Origin of the sequence: Compostimonas suwonensis (assembly GCF_002797855.1) — a bacterium.
Classification (GTDB): Bacteria; Actinomycetota; Actinomycetes; order Actinomycetales; family Microbacteriaceae; genus Compostimonas; species Compostimonas suwonensis.
The window spans coordinates 411,695-432,103 of the sequence record NZ_PGFB01000003.1; the positions used below are offsets into that span (position 1 = coordinate 411,695).

General features: G+C 68.3%; 23 protein-coding genes. 15 read left to right on the forward strand and 8 right to left on the reverse strand.

What is annotated here, in order from left to right:
• Positions 1-66: 66 nt before the first annotated feature.
• The 9 genes from CLV54_RS09725 to CLV54_RS09765 all read left to right on the forward strand — a co-directional run bounded on the left by CLV54_RS09725 (position 67) and on the right by CLV54_RS09765 (position 7,306).
• Positions 67-651: a hypothetical protein gene (locus CLV54_RS09725; protein ID WP_157802903.1), complete on the forward strand. Its 585-nt coding sequence runs from the start codon at positions 67-69 to the stop codon at positions 649-651.
• Positions 648-1,571, forward strand: a complete 924-nt coding sequence (locus tag CLV54_RS09730; RefSeq protein WP_100344763.1) for a tyrosine-type recombinase/integrase — start codon at positions 648-650, stop codon at positions 1,569-1,571. The genes CLV54_RS09725 and CLV54_RS09730 overlap by 4 nt, the downstream gene beginning before the upstream one ends.
• Before the next feature lie 534 nt (positions 1,572-2,105).
• Positions 2,106-2,357: a hypothetical protein gene (locus tag CLV54_RS09735; RefSeq protein WP_157802904.1), complete on the forward strand. Its 252-nt coding sequence runs from the start codon at positions 2,106-2,108 to the stop codon at positions 2,355-2,357.
• A complete protein-coding gene (locus CLV54_RS09740) occupies positions 2,350-2,595 on the forward strand; it encodes a hypothetical protein (RefSeq protein ID WP_157802905.1) in 246 nt (81 codons plus the stop codon). Before CLV54_RS09735 ends, CLV54_RS09740 begins: the two co-directional genes overlap by 8 nt.
• Positions 2,592-2,786, forward strand: coding sequence for a hypothetical protein (locus tag CLV54_RS09745; protein ID WP_100344766.1), 195 nt, complete (start codon positions 2,592-2,594; stop codon positions 2,784-2,786). Before CLV54_RS09740 ends, CLV54_RS09745 begins: the two co-directional genes overlap by 4 nt.
• A gap of 268 nt (positions 2,787-3,054) precedes the next feature.
• On the forward strand, positions 3,055-4,206 hold the full coding sequence (locus tag CLV54_RS09750) for a phage major capsid protein (RefSeq protein WP_157802906.1): 1,152 nt from the start codon (positions 3,055-3,057) through the stop codon (positions 4,204-4,206).
• A 187-nt stretch (positions 4,207-4,393) separates the two neighbouring features.
• Positions 4,394-4,837 carry a terminase small subunit gene (locus CLV54_RS09755; protein ID WP_100344768.1) on the forward strand — a complete coding sequence of 148 codons (444 nt, stop codon included), beginning with the start codon at positions 4,394-4,396 and terminating at the stop codon, positions 4,835-4,837.
• Positions 4,838-4,920: 83 nt separating this feature from the next.
• Positions 4,921-7,047 carry a phage tail tape measure protein gene (locus CLV54_RS09760; RefSeq protein ID WP_100344769.1) on the forward strand — a complete coding sequence of 709 codons (2,127 nt, stop codon included), beginning with the start codon at positions 4,921-4,923 and terminating at the stop codon, positions 7,045-7,047.
• Between the two features lie 25 nt (positions 7,048-7,072).
• A complete protein-coding gene (locus CLV54_RS09765; protein ID WP_100344770.1) occupies positions 7,073-7,306 on the forward strand; it encodes a helix-turn-helix domain-containing protein in 234 nt (77 codons plus the stop codon).
• Positions 7,307-7,444: 138 nt separating this feature from the next.
• Here the strand turns inward: CLV54_RS09765 and CLV54_RS09770 are convergent, their stop codons facing one another.
• The 4 genes from CLV54_RS09770 to CLV54_RS09785 form a co-directional block, all read right to left on the reverse strand.
• Positions 7,445-7,858 (reverse strand): arsenate reductase ArsC, encoded by a 414-nt coding sequence (locus CLV54_RS09770; protein ID WP_100344771.1) that lies wholly within the window; start codon positions 7,856-7,858, stop codon positions 7,445-7,447.
• A 107-nt stretch (positions 7,859-7,965) separates the two neighbouring features.
• Positions 7,966-8,619 carry a hypothetical protein gene (locus CLV54_RS09775; RefSeq protein ID WP_100344772.1) on the reverse strand — a complete coding sequence of 218 codons (654 nt, stop codon included), beginning with the start codon at positions 8,617-8,619 and terminating at the stop codon, positions 7,966-7,968.
• Entirely contained in the window at positions 8,612-9,502 is an 891-nt protein-coding gene (locus CLV54_RS09780) for an ATP-binding cassette domain-containing protein (RefSeq protein WP_100344773.1), read from the reverse strand. Before CLV54_RS09780 ends, CLV54_RS09775 begins: the two co-directional genes overlap by 8 nt.
• A gap of 11 nt (positions 9,503-9,513) precedes the next feature.
• The gene (locus tag CLV54_RS09785; protein WP_100344774.1) at positions 9,514-10,020 is read right to left on the reverse strand and encodes a hypothetical protein; all 507 of its coding nucleotides are present in this window, start codon (positions 10,018-10,020) and stop codon (positions 9,514-9,516) included.
• A gap of 90 nt (positions 10,021-10,110) precedes the next feature.
• Here CLV54_RS09785 and CLV54_RS09790 point away from each other — a divergent pair, with 90 nt between their 5' ends.
• A complete protein-coding gene (locus CLV54_RS09790; protein WP_157802907.1) occupies positions 10,111-11,421 on the forward strand; it encodes an MFS transporter in 1,311 nt (436 codons plus the stop codon).
• Positions 11,422-11,455: 34 nt separating this feature from the next.
• On the opposite strand, the gene CLV54_RS09795 is transcribed toward CLV54_RS09790, so the two are convergent.
• Positions 11,456-11,911: a DUF4440 domain-containing protein gene (locus CLV54_RS09795; RefSeq protein ID WP_100344776.1), complete on the reverse strand. Its 456-nt coding sequence runs from the start codon at positions 11,909-11,911 to the stop codon at positions 11,456-11,458.
• 86 nt (positions 11,912-11,997) lie between these two features.
• Between CLV54_RS09795 and CLV54_RS09800 the strand changes: the two genes are divergently transcribed.
• Positions 11,998-12,204, forward strand: coding sequence for a hypothetical protein (locus CLV54_RS09800; protein ID WP_100344777.1), 207 nt, complete (start codon positions 11,998-12,000; stop codon positions 12,202-12,204).
• A gap of 105 nt (positions 12,205-12,309) precedes the next feature.
• On the opposite strand, the gene CLV54_RS17500 is transcribed toward CLV54_RS09800, so the two are convergent.
• From CLV54_RS17500 to CLV54_RS09810, 3 genes are all read right to left on the reverse strand, one after another.
• On the reverse strand, positions 12,310-12,504 hold the full coding sequence (locus tag CLV54_RS17500) for a hypothetical protein (RefSeq protein ID WP_157802908.1): 195 nt from the start codon (positions 12,502-12,504) through the stop codon (positions 12,310-12,312).
• A gap of 137 nt (positions 12,505-12,641) precedes the next feature.
• Positions 12,642-12,980: a hypothetical protein gene (locus tag CLV54_RS09805; RefSeq protein WP_157802909.1), complete on the reverse strand. Its 339-nt coding sequence runs from the start codon at positions 12,978-12,980 to the stop codon at positions 12,642-12,644.
• 365 nt (positions 12,981-13,345) lie between these two features.
• Positions 13,346-15,637 (reverse strand): hypothetical protein, encoded by a 2,292-nt coding sequence (locus CLV54_RS09810; protein WP_100344779.1) that lies wholly within the window; start codon positions 15,635-15,637, stop codon positions 13,346-13,348.
• A 220-nt stretch (positions 15,638-15,857) separates the two neighbouring features.
• Between CLV54_RS09810 and CLV54_RS09815 the strand changes: the two genes are divergently transcribed.
• From CLV54_RS09815 to CLV54_RS09830, 4 genes are read left to right on the forward strand one after another with little or no spacing between them, the layout of a single operon-like run.
• Positions 15,858-16,514, forward strand: coding sequence for a TetR/AcrR family transcriptional regulator (locus CLV54_RS09815; protein WP_100344780.1), 657 nt, complete (start codon positions 15,858-15,860; stop codon positions 16,512-16,514).
• Positions 16,511-17,812: an MFS transporter gene (locus CLV54_RS09820; RefSeq protein ID WP_100344781.1), complete on the forward strand. Its 1,302-nt coding sequence runs from the start codon at positions 16,511-16,513 to the stop codon at positions 17,810-17,812. The genes CLV54_RS09815 and CLV54_RS09820 overlap by 4 nt, the downstream gene beginning before the upstream one ends.
• On the forward strand, positions 17,812-19,056 hold the full coding sequence (locus CLV54_RS09825) for an alanine racemase (RefSeq protein ID WP_100344782.1): 1,245 nt from the start codon (positions 17,812-17,814) through the stop codon (positions 19,054-19,056). Before CLV54_RS09820 ends, CLV54_RS09825 begins: the two co-directional genes overlap by 1 nt.
• Positions 19,053-20,366 carry a D-arabinono-1,4-lactone oxidase gene (locus CLV54_RS09830; protein ID WP_100344783.1) on the forward strand — a complete coding sequence of 438 codons (1,314 nt, stop codon included), beginning with the start codon at positions 19,053-19,055 and terminating at the stop codon, positions 20,364-20,366. Before CLV54_RS09825 ends, CLV54_RS09830 begins: the two co-directional genes overlap by 4 nt.
• Positions 20,367-20,409: the final 43 nt, after the last annotated feature.

The following is a 20,409-nucleotide window of genomic DNA, read 5'->3' on the forward strand; positions in this document are numbered from 1 at the left end:
CAAGCAGAAGAAAAATGCCCGGTGCGGGAACACCGGGCCAGATTTCACCATGAAGGAGAAATGATCATGAGCAATTCTACGCATTCCAACGACACGATGCTGACTGGATGTCCGTCCTGGTGCACGATCACTGCCAGGGGGCTCGTGCATGGCGTTGACGAGGTGATGGCGGAACCTGGGGTTCTGACAACAAGCCACAGCACGAACACGGCGACCTTGAACTGCGATGCCTCGTTCGAGGTGTGGATCGCTCGCGAAGACATCATCCGTGATGGCGAGGCCGAGATCGGCTCACCGAAGGTCGAAGTCTTCGGGGAATTCGACAAGCTAGATCCGGACGACGCTCGCGCAGCTGCGTGGATTCTGCTCGCGGCGTCCGCCGAGGTCGACCGGATTAGGGGGGTCGTACCGCAACCCGTTGTCGAAGACGTGACGGACACCGACGGGTCATTTTGGTTCCGGAGGGTCGACATCTCGGGGCGATTCGCCGGCGCTTTTGATCTGAACGACCTCGAGGGCGAATGGAGGCTCTATATCGATCACCTTGCTCGTGAGATCGAACTGGGCGATGCGAGGCGCTTTGTCGAGGCGATCGCGGCACTAGTGGTACTGGGCGAGACCATGAACGCGGGAACCGAGGTGTCTGCGTGAACGGCAACGTGACCGCTCTCCGCGCCTACGCAGAGGCAATCGACGACGACGCGGTCTTCGAGGTGTGGCGGACCGAGATGCTCGCCGCTGGGTGTCGGCCGCGCACTGTTCGAGAACGAGAGATCATGTACCGCCACTACGTGCGGCACATCGGGAAACCCGCAATCGAAGCGTCCCGACAGGATCTGATGAGCTGGCTCTCACGCCCCGATCTCAGCCCGAAGACACGACAGGGATATAAGAGCTTTCTCCACACCCTGTACACGACGCTGCAGGACGCCGGCTTGCGAGCTGACAACCCGGCCACGCGCCTCCCGCGCAGTCGTGTGCCGCGGACGGAAGCGAACCCGTTCACGACAGCTGAGCTCGAACGCATCCTGGCGCAGCCGATGTACAGGCGCACACGCATGATGGTTCTCCTCGCCGCCTATCAAGGGTTTCGGGCAGTCGAGATCGCAGCTGTCGCCGGCGACAACATTGACTGGGTGGAGCGGCGGATCATCACCCGGGAAGCGAAAGGCGGCGTGGAGGTGTGGCGGCCTCTGCATCCGATGGTCTGGGATCTCGCGCAGTCATTCCCGCGTGAGGGGTGGTGGTTCCCGGGCACGAAGTCCAGGAAGGGCACTCATCTCAAGCCGTCATCGGTCTCGAACACCGTGGGGCAGCTCATCGATCGAACGGGGATCACGGGTCATCGGCCGCACAACCTTCGTGCGTGGTTCGCTACTGAGCTTGTGGAGGCTGGGGCTGATCTGTTGACGGTGCAGCAGGCGATGCGGCATGCGTCTCCGGCTACGTTGCGCCACTATGTGCGTCCGTCGATGGGGAACATCGAGAAGGCGATGAGTGCCCTACCGATCGTCGCCACACCGAGCACGCCGATCGCGAGCCGTGCTTCCAGCGGTGCCCGCGGTGACTGACGCACGACTCCCGGCCGAGTGGCTGACTGACCCAAGATTCGACGCGCTCAGCGATCGCGCCTACCGGACATTCTGCGGCTCGCTCATGTGGTCGAACGAGCAGGGAACGGATGGTCTGTTGAATCGCCGTTCCCTGCGGTTCTTTCATCCTGAGGGGGTCGATTCCGCGACGCTGAGCGAGCTGATCGACATGGGGTTGTGGGCGAGGGTTCCAAGTAGCGATTCCGTGTGCGTTCCTGACTGGGAGGCGATGGGCCAGGAACTCGCATCCACCATTGAGCACCGCAAGAAGCAGGCAAGGGAGCGCCAGCAGAAGTGGCGTGAGGCTCAGGGTCGGAAGGGCAAGAAAGAGCGCCCCAGATCGGAAGTCGTAACTGACGACGTAACGGATTCCGTTACGCGTGACGTAGGACAGGAAAGGACAGAGACAGTGACAGGTACAGAGACAGATGACAGGACAGCCGATGATGGCGAAGCTCCACGAGTGGTGAGCTGGCCTGTTCGAAAGCCGGGAAGCGGAAGGAAGGCATCGTAGTGAGTAGATATGTGCCGGTGTCGAAGGTGATGGAACTGGTGATCGCGGTGAACAATCTCGATCAGAAGCGGGTGAGTCGGATCGTGGCGGAGTGCTCGAAGCGTGCGGATGGTCTCGATATGGTCGAGTTGATTGCTGGCGTGTGCGCGATGACGTCTACGGTGCTGCGTGAGGTGCATGGGGAGAACTGGAAGGTGGGACTGGTCGCCGCGGCGAAGCAGATCCGAGAGCACGAGGCGCGACGTGGCTGAGCTTGGTCGGGACGACTTCGATGCGGCACGATCGGCAGTGGCGTTCGTTCGAGCGTTCGACGCGCAGGACGCCGAGGGAGTGAACGCGGTACTCATGTCGTTGCCCGTCGATGAGATCCCCGCCTTCGTATCCGTGATGGCGACGATGGTGCTCAGCGCAATCGAGGGTGGTCAGGTCCCGGCGGAGGCGTTCTGGCTGGCGATGAATGAGCGGATCGACTCGTTGGAGAACCGATGACACGGCCGTGGTGGTGGCGCCCGGCTCGCGACGACGATGAAGGTGAACGCATCGTCGGCGAGCCGGGCGATGGCCGCATCCTGATGGTGACGCGGCGCGACGATCAGGGGTATCCGGTCGAGCGGGCGTGGGTCGCGCCCGCTGACGCCGATCAGTACGACGAGACACGCTGGGGACCTCTGTCGCGCTAACGCATCACCGGAGTATTGTGTAGCTCAGGTACACGATCTGCCCGGATCAACGAGGAGGAACCCGCAAGGGTCAACTCGGAGGAATCCCATCGGTGAGGTGCCAGCAGAAGGCCAGCGGTCAAGCTGCGGAGAGCGACGAGGAGCCTCACGGCCAAGTCGAATGCCCGCAGCGTCAGCCCGTCCGCCTGTAGCGACTCTCCCGCCTCACTCTGCCCCGACGCTCGCGGCACCGCGGGGCTCCTTCGATTCAGGCTATGGAGGCCACATCATGAATCTCCTCGAGAAGATCGAGTACTACAAGACCCGCACCGAACAACTGCTGAAGACGTGCATGGACGAAGGCCGCGACCTCACAGAAGCTGAGCTCGCCGAGGTCGAGAAGATGAAGACCGAGGGCGAGGCCGCCGCCGCGTCCATGAAGCGGGCCGCCGAGAGCAAGAAGCTCTTCGACAGCATCGCCGGCACGGTCGACTCCGAGGTCGCCAACGAGAACCGCGGCGGCTTCCTCGCCTTGACGGGCGCAGGCGCCAAGAGCGCGTCGAAGCGGATGGTCTCGCAGCTCGTGCAATCACACGGGCAGAAGGCATTCCTCACGCCCGGTGTCGTCGACTTCCAGGTGCCGCTGGAGTCGACGAGTCCGCTGGAGATCCAGCGCATCCCGCAGTCCATCCTCGAGGTGCTCAAGACCACGGAGCGGGCCGTCCCGAAGTGGGAGTACCTGCGGCAGACGGTGTTCACGAACAACGCCGCGATCGTCGCCCCTGGCGCCACGAAGCCCACCTCGGTCGTGACCGTTGACAAGGCCGACGGCGAGCTGTTCGTCTTCGCTCACCTGTCCGAGGCGATCGACAAGTTCCTTCTCGAAGACAACGACTCGATGGCCGCGTTCCTGCAGTCGCAGCTGCTCTACGGCCTGGCCCGCAAGCTCGAGGCCGAGGTACTCTCCGGAGACGGCACCACGGGACACCTCACGGGCCTGTTGAACACCTCCGGCATCCAGACGCAGGCATTCGGCGACGACCGCATCACGACTCTCCGTGCGGCCGCCACGAAGCTCGAAGTGCTCGGCCATGAGACCGACGTCTACATCCTCAACCCCAACGACTGGGCAGCCATCGAGACGACCCGCGCCGGCACCTCCGGCACCTTCGACCTCGGCGGCCCCATCGACCGCGCACAGCGCAAGGTGTGGGGCTCCCAGGTAGTCACCTCCCCGGGCCTGCCCCAGGGCACCGCGCTCGCGCTCGACCTCGACGCAGCCACCGTCGACCGCGACACCCGCGGAGTGCAGGTCGACTGGGACCGCTCCGGAGTGCTCTTCGAGAAGAACCAGATCAAGGCCCGCGTCGAAGGACGCTTCGGCCTGTCCGTCTACCGCCCCGAAGCGATCGTCAAGATCACTCTCGACGACGACGAGTAGCAAGCTGCTGCACCGGGTGTTCTCTGGATGAGCTGACGGTGCAGCACGCGGGCGACAGATCACGCCTGGTCTCGGATCTGTCGCCCGCACCCATAGGGGGTTCGAATCTCTACGACCACCACCCCAGAACATTCCACCGGCAGTGATCTCCCCCATCCGAATCTGAACTGAACGAAAGCGGCGTGAGATGCGTGAGCAGTCCGAGGAACGGCGCGCGAAGCAGCGCGAGTACTCACGGGCCCACCGTGAACGGAAGAGGGCCGCGGAGCGCGAGGCCGTGGCCGCCGCGTTGGCATCCACCGAGCCGCCTGGCCCGCTCTCTGAGGCGCTCGACGCGGCGATCGCGGCTATGAAGTGGCTGGTGCCCTCGGACGGCGCTCTGGTCGCTCTGGCGCGTGAGCAAGCCCGGTACGCCGATGGACTGAACGCGATTGGCACGGCGGAGGCGCGTAGCCGCGGGCTTCGATTCATGGTGGTCCTGCAGCGCACACTCGCCGATCTCGGTGGCACCCCTCGCGTGCGGATGCAGCTCGAGCTTCGATCCGCTCGGGCGAAGGAGGCGCTGCAGGCGCAGCAAGTGAAGCGCTCCGACAATGTCACCTCGATCAGGCCGGCAAAGCGTCGACGCTGATCACCCTCAACTGAACATCTCGCACACGATCACAGGTTCCCACCAGATCGCCCGCCCTAGACGGCGCGCTGAAGGGAACCGTCATGGCAGCAGAAGGCTACGAGCTCGCGACGACCTGGATTCGGGTAGTTCCGACTCTTGAGGGTGTCGAGAAGAGCGTCGCTGACCAGTTTGTGGGTGCGTCGTCCACTGTCGAGAAGGAAGGCGACAAGGCAGCCGGCCGGTACTCGAAGGCTGCCAAGGCGGGACTGGCTGCCGCCGGTATCGGTGTCGCGGCCGGGGCGGCGTTCAAGGGCCTCTACGACGTCGGTGCGACTTTCGATGACCTGACTGACACGATCCGCACGGAGACCGGCGCTCAGGGCGACGCGCTCGACGGGCTCGTCGACATCGCGAAGGACGTCGGCTCGACGGTGCCGGCGGAGTTCGACAAGATCGGGCCCGTCGTCTCTGGACTGAACCAGCGGCTCGGTCTGTCGGGCGACGCCCTGGAGACGGTCGCGTCGCAGTATCTCGAAGCGGGACGCATTCTCGGCGAGGACGTCGACATCGACTCGACGTCGGCCGCGTTTAACGCGTTCGAGATCTCCGGCGACGGCGTCTCGACCGCGATGGATACCCTCTTTCAGGTGTCGCAGGCGACCGGTGTGGGGCTCAACCAGCTCGCGTCGGGAGCGCAGGCCGTCGCGCCCGCGATGCAGACCCTCGGTTTCAGTTTCGAAGACACCGTCGCGATGGTCGGCACGTTCGACAAGGCTGGCCTGAACTCCAGCGCGATCATGGCGTCGATGTCCAAGGGTATGGTCACGCTCGCGAAAGATGGTGAGCAGCCAGCCGAGGCGTACCGGCGGGTCGTCGGCGAGCTGCAGGGCTTCGTTGACACGGGGGATCAGGCGTCCGCGCTGGACCTCGCCTCCCAGGTGTTCGGTACGAAGGGTGCCGCGCAGTTCGTTGGCGCGTTGCAGTCCGGCGTGCTGAACATGGACGAACTCATGGCGTCCACCGGTGCGACCGGGGACACGATTCTCGGTGTTGGTGAGGACACGGCTGACTTCGCTGAGAAGTGGCAGATGGTCATGAACCAGGCCATGGTCGCGATCGAACCGCTCGCCACCGCGATCTTTACCGGACTCGGCGACGCCCTCACCGGCATCATGCCGTTCCTCGAAGACATCGGCGAATGGGTCGGCGATAACCAAGGCCTCTTCGGCATCATCGCCGTTGGAGTGGGTGCTCTGGCTGCTGCGTTCGTCGTCCTCGCGGTGACTCAGTGGGCCGTGAACGCTGCGATGTACGCCTCGCCAGTCACCTGGATCATCCTCGCGGTGATCGCGCTCGTGGCCGCGATCGTGCTCCTGGTCATGAACTGGGACACCGTCGTCAACTTCCTCACCGACACATGGAACGGATTCGTCGGCTGGATCGTCGGCGTGATGGAAGGCTTCGCCGGCTGGTGGAACGGTGTCTGGTCGGGCTTCCTCGGATTCGTCACCGATGTCTGGAACGGATTCGTCGGCTGGATCACAGACGGATTCAACCTTTTCCTTCTCGGCATGCAGATCATCGGCGCTGCGATCGCCGCATGGTGGAACGGGCTGTGGCAGGGCATCGCTGACTTCGTGATGGGGATCTGGAACGGGATCGTTGCCTTTGTCACCAGCTATATCACCACGGTGCAGAACGTGATCGCTGCCGTGGGGGCCGCGATCGCCTCGGTGTGGAACGGAATTTGGTCCGGGATCTCGTCGTTCTTTAGCGGGATATGGGACGGCATCATCGGCACGATCAACACGATTCGGGGCGCGTTCTCTTCGGCTTTCAACGGGATCGCGGACATCGTAGCCAGCGCTTTCAACGGCGTGGTCAACGTAGTGCGCGGGGTGATCAACAGCATCTCATCGCTCGTGAACGGGATCATCGACGGCATCAACGGAGTGGCCGGCGCGGTCGGTGGGGCGATCGGTATCGACCTGTCGATTCCGAACATTCCGATGCTCGCAGACGGTGGCAGAATCACTGGCTCTGGTATCGCGATCGTTGGTGAGAACGGTCCGGAGCTCGTGCATCTGTCGGCGGGCGCTGTTGTTGATCCTGACATTGGAAAGCTCGAGGAGGGCCGCGTCTCCTCGGACTCGCAGCCTATTCAGTTGTTCCTCGATGGCCGTCTCGTGTTCGAGTGGTTCCGCGATCGTCAGAGGAGCTTGAAGTGAAGTTGCAGGTGGGTACCGTTGAGCTATGCGACTCCTGCGGAAAGGCCCTATATTAACCACCCGCCGTGCTGCGGAGTACTGCGGACTTGCCGAGCAGACGTTGCGGAACCTGCTGCACGAGCGGCGTGGGCCGAAGGCGTACAAGCAGGGCCGGCTGAATGCGTTCTACGCAGACGACTTGGACGAGTGGTTGGCGACGCGCATCAGCGATCCCGATGCGCCGGTCGGCAAAAAGTCCGCCCGCGCGACAACAATTTGACAACACTCGGGCGAGTAGTGACATGATCCGGGTCTATCCCAGTGATTCAAAATAGCTCTATAACCAGCCACTTAAGTGTTGGCTCGTGCTAGTCCGGGGGGAGGTAGGAGGGTTCGAGTCCCACCGGGGGTACCGGATTCATCGAGGCGGGTTGTTCAGCAGCCCTCGGAGAAGCAGCTCGACGCGGCGCTTGATCTCGTCTCGGATCGGCCGCACGCGATCGATCGGGAGCCCGCTCGGGTCGGTGAGATCCCAATCCTCGTACCGTTTTCCCGGGAAGATCGGGCAGACGTCCCCACAGCCCATCGTGATGACGACATCGGAGTCGCGCACCGCCTCCGTCGTCATCAGCTGCGGCACGCCCTCGGAGATGTCGATGCCCTCCTCGGCCATGGCCGCGATCGCGACCGGATTGATCTGGTCGCCCGGCTCGGAGCCGCCCGACCGCACCTCGACGGCGCCGTCGGACAGGGCGCGCGCGTAGCCGGCCGCCATCTGGCTTCGCCCGGCGTTGTGGACGCACACGAACAGCACTCTCGGTCTCTCGGTCATGGGCGCTCCTCGTCTGGCATCGGCAGTCGTAACGAGTCTGCACGACTTTCCCTCAGTACTCGATGCATCGGTCGACGCGCCGCTGTGCATGCCGATCCGTCGCGGCCTCAGCTACGGCGCTTCGCGAGGATCGAGGTCCACCACCAGAGCAGGCCGGCTGCGACAGCGGTGGCGAGGGTGACGAGCACGGCGACGAGCAGCTCGGGCGCACCGGCATCCGGGGTCTCCAGCAGTTCGATCGTGAGCCGCAGGGGCGGAAGGTGCGGGATCGTGATCAGGGCGAGGACGATCAGGAGCGCCCAGACGAGTGTGAAGCCGATTCGTTGGACGAGGGGGCGGGAGAGCGCGGCGGCGATGGTCACCCCCGTGATGCACGCGACGAGGTGAGCCAGGATGGCGAGCATCAACCCGCCTGCCTGCAGCCCCGACGGGTCGTGGAGGTAGGCGTAGACGATCGAGAGCGGCGCCAGGGCGAGAGCGGCCAGAAGCGCCCCGAGGAGCAGTGCGATCCGGTGACGGACCGGTCCGCCCTGAGCAGCGCCGAGCGACGCCTTCTGCGAGGCGGGCTCGCTGTTGAGGGTCGCCAGCGCGAGCCAGGCGGAGACCGGCAGGAGCAGAATCGCACCGAGGCTGAGCGAGTCGACCGCCGGCGCCTGAGGCGGGTAGGCGATTGCGATCGCGAGCAGGAAGACGAGCCACGGCGGCACCCAGAGCTGCGAGAGGCTGCAGCGGGTGACCGTGTACCGGACGTCGCTAAGCATCGCCGTCCTCTGAGCGCACGTCTGTCACACTCCAGCCGCTCTGCAGGAGCTCGAGGAGGAGGGCGTCCTTCTCGGCGGCCTCGACGCGGATGCGCACCTCGTCGGAGTGGAGGTCGGCGCTCGTGCGCGCATCCGTGGGCGCGTCGACCTGTGCTGTGCGGAATTCGCTGAGCGGGGGCAGGCGCCCAGCGGGATCGGTCCCGGTCGGCCGGGCCAGGATCCGGAAGCGTCGGGACCGGGGTGTGCGTTGGCGCGCCTCCGCAGTCGCGACCCGTCCCTCGTTCACCCGGAGGAGGTTCTGCGCATCGTCGATCACGCCGGGCTCGTGCTCGGTCGAGACGACGAGGCCGCCTTGCGCGGCACGATCACGGATGAGCTGCGAGAGCGTCGGCCAGGCCGAGATCTCCAGGCCCGTCCTCGGCTCGTCGAGCACGATGAGCTCGTGGTCGGCCACAAAGACCTGTGCGATCCCGACCTTCTGCAGATTGCCCTTGCTCAGTGTGCCGAGTCGATGCCGCGGGGTCGGCCGGATGACGAGCAGCTCCATCAGCTCCTCGGTGCGAGCACGGGCCCGAGCCGTGGTCAGGCCGCTGATCCGCCCGATGTGTCTCAGATACGCATCCGCCCGCATGAGCGGTGGGGGAGTGAAGCGCTCCGGCAGGTAGCCGACACGTCGGGGGATACCGCGCAGCCGCCCCGACGTCGGCTGCGCGACTCCGGCGATCAGGCGGAGCAGCGTGGACTTTCCCGAGCCGTTGGCCCCTTCGATGACGAAGGACGTTCCAGGTGCCAGGGCGAGGTCGACCTCGCGAAGCACCGTGCGGTCCCCGTATCGCTTCGTCACCTGATCGAGCTCGATGGGCAGCACTGCTTCTCCGGTCATCGGGCGGTCGCTCAGGATGCCGGGGAATCAGCGGGCGCGGCATCCTCCGCCCTTTTCAGAGCCCGATCGGTCAGCACCAGCCGGAAGGTCGCGTGCCCCACGCACAGCAGCGAGATGAGCACAACGAGCACTGCGAAGACCCACCACGGCCACTCGAAGAGCTCCGTCGTCTCCCAGGTCTCCTTGAAGGCGATGAGAAAGGCTCCGAAGGCGACGATGAGCCAGCCGGTCGCTTTGTTGACGAAGCTGAGCGCCTGCATCCGCTGCTCGGGTTTGAGAGCGCGCATAAGGGCCTCGCTGTGGTCGCGGGCCCTCCGCCGCTGGAGCACGTAGGCCACGGGCGGAAGCAGCCACCACCACGGCGAGAGCCTCGGCGGCGATGCGACTGCGGATACCGCCTGCTCGATCTGATCCCTGTCGAACTCCTGCTCCCTCAGCTCGATCGCGGCCTGGTAGATCGGGCCGGCCACGAGCAGCCAGCCGCCGACGGCCCCGCAGATCGCGATCACATAGTCCATGGATGTCACTCTCCCAGAAGAACACGGATGCCGCGACAAACGCCCTGCCCGCGTGCGACGTGCGGGGAGCCGGTCACCCGCAACGGGCTCGTGGATGGCACAATGTGGACCGTGCGGGCGATCGAGGCGAGGGGCTGGGGGCTGCTCGTCGGCCTCGCCGTCGTGAGCGTCGCCCTGTTCGCGCTGTACTCGGGTGTGCTGTCGGTGCTGCTTCCCGCTCAGCTCGCCGAGATCGATCCGGAGGGCAAGGTCGCCGCGCTCGCCGTGGTGACCTCGGTCTCCTTCGCCGTGACCGCTCTCGCCCAGCCCGTCTTCGGGGCGCTCAGCGACCGCACCAGGACGCGCTGGGGGCGCCGCGTGCCGTGGATGCTCGCCGGTGCGGTGGTCGGCGGAGCGACCGTCGGAGCCATGGGCGGCGCCGAGACCGTGGCCGCTCTGACCGTGCTGTGGGCGGTCGGCCAGTTCTCGCTCAACGGGCTCGACATCGCCTCATCCGTATATCTGGTCGATGCGTTTCCGGCGCGCCGACGGGGGAGCGTCGCCGGTGTCCTCGGGATGTCGGCGATCGTCGGCGGCGCGATCGGCGTCGTGGCGGTGGGACGGTTCTCCGCAGAGCCTGCCGCGGGGTATTGGCTGCTGGCGGCGGCCGTCATCGTGGCCGTGGTGCTGTTCGCGGTGATCCTCCGGGAGCCGGAGGGGCGCGAGCCGTCGGGGGCGCGCGAGCGCGAGCCGTTCCGGCTGAGGGTGTTCCTCGGCGGGTTCCTCGTCGATCCGCGGCGTCACCCGGACTTCCTCTGGGTCCTCCTGTGGCGCCTCGGCTTCGCCATCGCCTACGGCAGCGTCTACGGCTACCTCCTCTACGTCCTGACCGACTACGTGGGCGTCGGCCCCGCAGAGGCCGCCGAGCTGGTCGGCCGTGCGACCGTCGTCGGCGGTGCGGGTGTGGTCGTCGCGGTCCTGGCCGGCGGATGGCTCAGCGACCGGCTCGGTCGTCGCAAGCCGTTCATCCTCGTGGCCTGCGCGCTCGTCGTCGGGGCGAACGTGATCCCGCTGGTCATGCCCACGACCGAGGGCATCCTCGTGCTGGCGGCCTGCATGGGCGCGGCCATGGGTCTGGCGATCGCGTGCGGCACCGCGCTGGCGAGCCAGGTGCTGCCCGCACCGGACGAGCACGCGGCTCGTGGCCTCGGCATCGTCAACTTCGCGACGAACGTGGGGCAGGCGATTGCGCCGCTCGTCGCGGCATCCGTGATCGCGGTGAGCGGCTACCCGGCGCTCTTCGTGGTGAGCGCGGCGGTGATGCTCGTGTCCGCGGCCGCGATCCTCCCCGTGAAGGAATCCGGGCGAGCGGCCGCGACCGATGCGGTCGCGCTGTCGGGGCGCTCCGGCTCGCAGCAGTAGCCGCGCCGGGGCTCGTCAGAGCGGCCGGGCCCGCTCAGGGCTCGTCGGTCCAGGCGACGGAGAGGATCTTCCAGACGCCGGCGTGCTTGATGAAGCTGGATGCCTTGACGCCGCTGCCGCTGTTGGGCTCGCCGTCGAGCAGGCCCTCCTTCGAGTAGCTGCTCCAGCGCTGCGCGATCGTGCCGGCGATCGTCGTCGTGGCGGAGGTCTCCCACTCGGAGAATCCTCGGAGCCTGCCGTTCGTGAGGAGCTCGCGGCGTGGGGCGATGAACTCGTCGACGGTGTAGACCAGCGGCGTGCCGGCATCCATCTTGACGATTCTCGCCTCGGGGGTGAAGAGACGTGCGAGCCGCTCGAAGCGGTCGGCGCCGGGCTCGACGGCTTCGGCGTGATCGGCGGCCCGATCGACTCGCACATCCGCACTGCGGAACGCCGCGAAGAACTCGCGCGTGATGTCGTCGATGGCCGCGCGGTCGTGCTCGTCGCTCATTCCTCGATCCTATCGACGTCGTGCTCGGTGGGGCTCAGCCGACGATCGCGCTGGGCAAGCCCGCCGGTGCGACGTAGGCTGCAAGCATGGACGCCGAGAAACCGGACTACCGCTCCCTGCCGCCGCAGATCACGTCCGAAGACCTGGTCGTCGAGGTGCAGGCGCTCCCCGACGAACAGGATGCCCCTCAGCAGGAGTTGATCTTTCGTGTCGTCACGCCGCGTCTCGATCGGATCCATCTGCCGGGAAAGCCACCGCACGGCGCGGGGCACGGGGGCGACAAAGAACTCTGACGGGTGCTTCGGGTGCTGTGTCAACCCCTTTCCCGCGGATCGGCCACCGTGCTTGTGTGGGGTCTCGCGGTCGGGGGACCGCGGTGGGCGGAAGCCGTGGGGACACTACCGCGGCTTCCGCCTCTCCTCGGAACCGGCTCGCGGAGTCAACTCGTCGCGGCCGGCGTCGACGACGGTGACCACGGTGCCGATACGGTCGGCGATCTCGGCCGGGTTGCCCGCGAAGAGCATCCGCGAGCCGGCCGTAATGGTCGTAGTCCGCTCGCGACGGGATGCTCCAGCCGCGGGCCTTCGCACCATACTCCATCATGCGGTTCCAGTACGGGTAGAACGAGTCCTTCGCATCCTGTGACCGGGGGCGAGCATGCCGATGCCGCCCATCGTCACGTGGAGATCGGTGTCGTGGCCGTTCGTCCGGCCCGCCCGACGGTAGAGGATCAGGCCGACTCGTGGTTGCGCAGGTACTCGACGACTGCCTCGCGGGCGACCCGCGAGAGGCTGACCTGCCGCTCCTCGGCGATGGAGCTGAGGGCCTCGCGCACACCCTCGGGAACGCGGAACTGCAGCAGCGGCGAATGCGAGCCGTTCCGGCTGAGCGATTTCCCTCCCGGAACCAGATTCGCCGCCGATCTGGCGCGAAGGCCTTCGACGATCCCCTCGACTCGTGCCTCGTTCAGCGGCTCGCCTCTGTAGAGCACCTCGTGGGTCTCGACATCCACCAGCCGAGTGTCGGCGTCGAAAGCGGGAGGGCGCCGGGTCCTCGGTTTCGCTGTCATCGATTCCTCCTGAGCCTCGTCGGCATGGTGTGGATGATCGTCCACCCGTCACCCCGATCGTTCGGCAGCAGTACCAACTCGGTTTCAACTCCGCGATCATCGGACCCGACGTACCGATACGCGTCGCCGTCATGTGCGATGGGTGTTCCCGCATCGATCAGTGCCGCGAGCATGTGAGCGTTGCCAACGCGATGTCTTCGCACCGAACGGGCGACTCTGATGGGTTCCACAAATCGAGTATGTATGACACCACCGACAGTCTATCTCGCTCGACCGTAGAGCGACAGTGGCGAGCGCGGCTTTGTCGCCGAGCGCGGGATTTCGGCGAGGCGCGCTCGGCGACAAAGCCACGCTCGGCGACCGAGCTACTCCCGGTTCGGCTCCACGAAGGTGCGCCAGACCCAGAACGACACGCACACGGCCGCGAAGCCGATCGCGCAGAGGATCGTCGTGAGGGCCGCGCCGGTCTGCTGCCAGACGTCGATCGCGGGGCTCATGATCGCGAACAGCAGCGTGTAGACGACGATCGCTGAGACGATCCACGCGGTGCGCGACCAGTGCAGCACCGCACGCCCGCTCAGCGCCCCGATCGGCAGGATGACGACCGCCGCCGAGCCGAGGCCGCCGAGCGCGATGGCGGTGAGGGTCTCGCTCGCGAGGGAGGAGAGGAAGCCGTCGGGTGCCGGGATGAGGGGCAGCAGGCCCCAGGCGAGGGAGCCCACGACCACGAGGCCCGCGATCTGTCCGAGGGCGACGAGTCCGCGGGTGCGCACGCCGGCTCCATCGGCGATGCTCACGCCCACGACGAGCCCGAACAGCAGAGCCGGCTGCAGGTCGAAGAGGCGGGTCGCGAGCGAGGCGGCGGCCACGAGAAAGAGGAATCGCGGTGCGAAGGCGACGGATGCCGCGACCTTCCCCCATCGCCGCCCCACCCAGGCCGGCACGACGGCGGCCACCGCGTTCACGATCACGAGGGCGAGCGCGACGCCGCCGAGCAGCCGCAGGTAGGCGGGCTGGCTGTCGACGGGGCCGGAGAGGGTGATGAGCGCCGCTGCGGCGATGAGCGCCGCGATGCGGGTCACCCAGCGATTGGTGATGGAGAGCTCGGGGAAGTGCTCGACGTCGCGGCGCGGCCGGTTTCGCCCGGTGAGGCTGGCCCGCAGCCGGGGCAGCGCGAGCGGCCCGGCCGTGCGCAGGGCGAGTGCTGCGGGAACGGCGACGAGCACGAGTGCGGCGAGCGCGAGGAGGAGGGAGCGCAGCCAGGCCGGGAAGCCGGCGCCCTCGTCTCCGTAGCGGATGGCGGAGGCGAACGGGGTCGCATCCGTCCAGCCGCGGAACGCGCCGGGAGGTGGCGGCGCGGCCTCGCCGCGGGGCGGGGCGGACCCGGGTGCTCCCGGCGTGCCGGGAGCCGGCGAGCCCGGATCGGAGGGCGGCGCGCCCGCACCGGGAGGGGACGTGGGGGGCTGGCTCGGGTCATCCGTGGCACTCGGCGACGGCGTGCTGCCGGGCGAGGACGACGGGGTGGGCGTCGGTGCGGGGTCGGGGGTGGCAGGGCCGGAGACGACGACGGGGAAGGCGGGGCTCCCCGAGCTGGCATTGCCCGCGACATCCAGCTGCAGGGCGGTCACCGAGTAGTCGCCCGGGGGCAGCTCGCCGGCGGTGCAGCTCCAGACACCGCCCGTGACGGGCGCCGAGCACAGCGAGTACGCGCCCGCGAACACGGTGACGGTCGCGCCTTCTTCGCCGGTTCCGGAGTAGACCGCGCCCTGCGCGGGCAGCGTCGAGCCGGGCACGGGGGAGCTGATGACGGGCGGGGCGGGCGACTCCGAGTCGATCAGGAGGGTCACGCTCTCGCTCGGATCGCTGGATCCGCCGTCGGCCCAGTCGGCGGTCTGCTGCGCGGTGATCGTGTAGCTGCCGCCGGGCATGGGGCCGGGCAGGGCGCACTGCCAGGCGCCCGCACGATCCACGTTGGAGGTGCAGCTCGCCCCGTTCGAGGCCGTCGCGGTGACCCGCGCACCGGGGTAGGCCGTTCCGCGGATGGCGCCGGCCGAGACCACCTCGCCGCTCTCGTTCTCGTCGATCGTGGGCGGCAGCAGCACGTCCACGCTCGTGGTCGTCTCGAAGCGGGAGCCGTCCGCGGCGAGCTCGATGGCCCGGAAGGTGATGTCGGGGCCGCTGTCGACGGGCACGTCGGCACAGCTCCAGCTCGTGCTGCCGGAGTCGATCACGCACTCCGGGTGGCTCGTGTCGGGCCCGTAAAGCTGCACGGCGCTGCCCGAGTCGCGTGAACCGCTCACGGTGACGGATGCCGCGGTGACGAAGTCTCCGTCGGCGGGCGAGTCGATCGTCACCGACGGCACGGCGGGCGTCGTCGTGGGGCTGTCGGTCGGGCCGGGCGTCGTGACCTCGTCGGCTGCGCTCGGGCTGCTCGCATCGACCTGGCTGCTCGGACCGGCCAGATCCTGACCGGCCGCATCGACCGAGGAGGGCTCGCCGGAGGCCTGCGCGGAGGACGGCGCCGAGGTGAGGGCGCCCGCGAGCGCGAAGGCGGTGACGAGTGACGCGATCGTGGCGATCGTCCAGAATCTGCGAGACGACCCGGCCGAGAGTTTCGGCTGAGTCGACGGTGCGGAACGCGCTGCTGAAGGAGACACCCTGTCTTCCATTTAGATGGGCGGGGCCGCAGATGTCAAACCTTCTGCGGGGCGTGGCGGGGTTGTCGGAGGAAGCTCCCAGCCGGTGCAGACTGTACGGCGAGGTCGTCGTGGTGCATACTGGCCCGACTGGGTCAACCGTCCCAGTTCTCTTTCCGGTTTCTTGCGCATCGACGAGCGAGGAGGCGAACGTGCCCGCACCACTGCGCCGCGTGCGCGCATGACCCGCCTGCCCGCCGCCGAGCGTCGCACCCGACTCGTCGACGCCGCCGTGAGAGTCGTGGCCGAGCGCGGCGTCGCCGGTGCGACCACACGGGCGATCGTCGCCGAGGCGGGGATGTCGCTCGCGAGTTTCCACTACGCCTTCACCTCGCGCGACGAGCTCATGGCCGAGCTCATCACGACGGTCGTCGCCCACGAGCTCACCGCTCTGCGCCCCGAGCTGCCGACCGGCCGGACGCTGCACGACACCCTCCGAGAGGGGTTCATGCGCTACTTCGACCACCTCGTCGCGGCGCCCGAGCGCGAGGCCGCGATGCTCGAGCTCACCCACTACGCACTGCGCACCCCCGGCCTCGAGGCGCTCGCCGAACGGCAGTACGAGAGCTACGCCGAGCTCGCGACCCTCTCGCTCGCCTCCGCGGCCGCCGCGCACGGCGTCCGCTGGACCCGGCCCGTGCCCGAGCTGGCCACGACCCTCGTGGCCCTCACCGACGGCATCACGATCGCCTGGCTCGTGAACAGGGACGGGGAACTCGCCGCCGCGGCCTTCGATCTCGCCGCGGCATCCATCGCCCGTTTCGCGGAGCCCGTCGCGGAGCCCGTCCCGTCCGCGCACTCCTCCCGCCCCGCGCACTCCCTGGAGGCCACCTCATGACCGCACCCGACGCAGGCACCGGCACCGATGCCAGCACCACGACCGACACGGCGACCGTGGGCGTCTTCGCCGAGCCCACCCGCCGTGTGACCGGCGGCTGGATCGCCGCCTTCGCCACCGCCTGGCTGGGCATCTGGATGGCGCAGCTCACGCCCGTGCAGCTGCTGCTTCCCCGCCAGATCGAGGAGCAGCTGCAGGCGGGCTACTGGGTCGACAACGTCGTCGCCTTCGGCATCGTCTCGGGCATCGCGGGGGTGTGCGCGATCGTCGCCTACCCCCTCACCGGCGCGCTCTCCGACCGCACGACCTCGCGGTTCGGCCGGCGTCGGCCGTGGATCGCCGGCGGCGCGGTGCTCTTCGCCGTGGGCCTCGCACTGCTGGGCCTGCAGTCGACCATGGTCGGCATCGGCGTGTTCTGGTCGGTCTCGCTCATCGGCTTCTGCGTGCTCACCGCGGCGCTCACCGCCATGATCAGCGACAGGGTGCCGGTCGACCAGCGCGGCTACGTCTCGGGCTGGCTGTCGGCGCCACAGGCGATCGGCACGATCCTCGGCCTCGTTCTCGTGATGACGCTCTTCACGGGCCAGTTCTTCGGATACCTCGGGGTCGCCGTGCTGCTGCTCGCGCTCGTCGTGCCGTTCCTGCTCGTGACCCCCGACGCCGTGCTCTCGCGCAAGGACCACGAGCGGCTGACGGCGAAGCACATCGTCGAGAGCCTGTGGATCAGCCCGCGCGAGCACCCCGACTTCGGCTGGACGCTGCTGAGCCGCGTGCTCGTCAACTTCGGCAACGCCTTCGGCACGACCCTGCTGCTCTACTTCCTGATGTTCGGCCTGAACGACGCCAACGCCGAAGACGACCTCATCGTGCTGACCCTCGTCTACATGGTCTTCGTGATCGTCGCGGCCCTCGGCCTCGGCAAGCTCTCCGATCGGCTGGGCCGGCGCAAGGCCTTCGTCTTCCTCGCCTCGACCCTTCAGGCGGTCGCCGCGGTCATGCTCGCGGTCTTCCCCGATCTGACGGTCGCGATGGTCGCCGCCGGAATCCTCGGCCTCGGCTACGGCTGCTTCCTCTCGGTCGACCAGGCCCTCGCGACCCAGGTGCTCCCCGATCCGGCCGCCCGGGGCAAAGACCTCGGCATCATGAACATCGCGACGGCCGTGCCCCAGGCCATCGCACCCCTCATCGGCGCTCTCGTGGTGGCGATGCTGGGCGGCTTCCAGGGGCTCTTCATCACGGCGGCGGTGTTCGCCTTCGCAGGGGCGCTGGCCGTCTCCCGAGTTCAGGCGGTGCGCTGATGTCTCTCACCCTCCTTTCCCGAGCGGATGCCGCGGCCCACCGCGACTGGATGACGCCGTCGCGCTACTGGCCCGCCCTCACCCGCGCCACCGCCCACCTCGACACCCCCGTCGCCGCGCTCGACCTCGCGGCGCTCTCGTACAACGCCTGGGACATGCACGCGCGCGCCGCCGGCACGACCATCCGGGTCGCGTCGAAGTCGGTGCGCATCCGCAGCGTCGTCGAGGCCGTGCTCGCCCTGCCCGGCTACCGCGGGGTGCTCGCCTACACGCTCGCCGAAGGCCTCTGGCTCGCCGAGACGGTGGACGACGTCGTCGTGGGCTATCCGACGGCCGACCGCGCGGCGCTCGCCGCCCTGGCGACCTCGCCCGAGCTCGCCGCGCGCGTCACGATCATGGTCGACTCGATCGCGCACCTCGACGTCGTCGACAGCGTGCTGCCGCCCGGCGAGCGCGAGACCGTGCGGGTCTGCCTCGAGCTCGACTCCTCATGGGAGGCCCCCGTGCTCGGCCACCTCGGGGTCTGGCGCTCGCCCGTGCACACGGCCGAGCAGGCGCGGGCGCTCGCCGAGCACATCGTCGGCCGCCCAGGCTTCGCCCTCGTGGGCATGATGGGCTACGAGGCGCAGATCGCGGGGGTCGGCGACCGGCCCGCGGGCCGGCCCGTGATGGGCGCGGTCAACACCTGGATGCAGCGCCACTCGGGCGCCGAGCTCGTCGAGCGCCGCGGCCGCGCGGTCGCGGCGGTGCGCGAGATCGCCGAGCTCGAGTTCGTGAACGGAGGCGGCACGGGCTCGCTGGAATTCACCGCGGCCGACCCCTCCGTCACCGAGATCGCGGCCGGAAGCGGCCTGCTCGGCGGCCACCTCTTCGACAACTACTCGAGCTTCACCCCCGCACCGGCCGCGGCCTTCGCCCTCTCGGTGGTGCGCAAGCCGAGCGCCCTCACCGCGACGGTGCTCGGCGGCGGCTGGGTCGCCTCCGGCCCGCCCGCGGTCGACCGGATGCCGCGGCCCGTCTGGCCCCAGGGCCTCGACTACGCGCCGCGCGAGATGGCCGGCGAGGTGCAGTCCCCGCTCTCCGGCCGGGCCGCGTCGCGCCTGCGGGTCGGCGACCGGGTCTGGATGCGGCACACCAAGTCGGGCGAGCTCAGCGAGCACGTCAACGACTTCCACGTCGTGCACGCGGGGGAGGTCGTGCAGACCGTGCCCAGCTACCGCGGCGAGGGGAAGGCCTTCCTGTGACAGCGGCGAACGGGCAGTGGCGCAACTGGTCCCGCGGAGAGAGCGCCCGGCCGAGCAGGGTCGAGCGGCCGGCGAGCGCCGGCGCCGTGCAGCGCGCGGTGCAGGCGGCCGTGCGAACGGGCGAGCGGGTGAAGGCGGTGGGGGCGGGTCACAGCTTCAGCGGCATCGCGGTGCCCGCCGGCATCCTGCTCGAACTGACCGAGCTGAGCGGGCTCGTGGGAGTGGATGCCGCGCGCTCGCGCGCCACTCTCGCCGCCGGCACCCGGCTGCGCGATGTGCCGGCCCTGCTCGCACCCCACGGCCTCGCCATGCAGAACCTGGGCGACATCGACGCGCAGACGATCAGCGGGGCGATCTCGACGGGGACCCACGGCACGGGCACGCGTTTCGGCGGGATCGCGACCCAGGTCGTGGGCCTGGCCCTCGTCGACGGCACGGGCGGGCTCGTGCGCATCAGCGAGGAGGAGAACGCGGAGCTGCTGCCCGCTGCGGCGCTCGGTCTGGGGGCGCTCGGCATCATCGTCGAGGTGACCCTGCAGTGCGTGCCGGCCTTCGTGCTGCACACACTCGAGAGCCCCGAGCCGCTCGAGCAGGTTCTCGAGTCGTTCGACGAGCGGGCCGAGACGAGCGACCACTTCGAGTTCTACTGGTTCGCGCACACCGATCGCGCCCTCACCAAGACGAACACGCGGCTGCCCGTCGACACGCCCCTCGCGCCGCGCTCGACGATGGGCCGGCTCATCGTCGACGAGTTCCTCTCCAACGGCCTGTTCCGCGTCACCTGCAACCTGGGGCGGTTCCTCCCCGCCGCGGTCGTGCCCGTCAACCGCATCGCCGAGCGCGTCTGGTCGGACCTCGACGTGACCGACCTCTCGCACAGGGTCTTCGTCGCCGACCGCTCCGTGCGCTTCCGCGAGATGGAGTACGCGCTACCCCGGGAGGTCGTCGTCGATGCGTTCCGCGAGGTCGTCGCGCTCGTCGAGCGCAGGCGCTGGCGCATCTCCTTCCCCATCGAGGTGCGGGTCGCCGCGGCCGACGAGCTGTGGATGTCGACGGCGAGCGGGCGGGCGAGCGGCTACATCGCCGTGCACCGCTTCTTCCGCGAGAGCCCCCACGAATACTTCCGGGCGGTCGAGGAGATTATGCTCGCCTACGACGGACGCCCGCACTGGGGCAAGATGCACTACCGCGACGCGGACTCCCTGCGCGCCGTCTACCCGAGATTCGACGAGTTCCTCGCCGTGCGCGACCGGCTCGACCCCGGACGCCTGTTCTCCAACCGCTATCTGAAGGGAGTGCTGGGGTCGTGAGCGCACGCGCCGAATGGCTGGGCAGGGAACGGGAGCTCGCGGG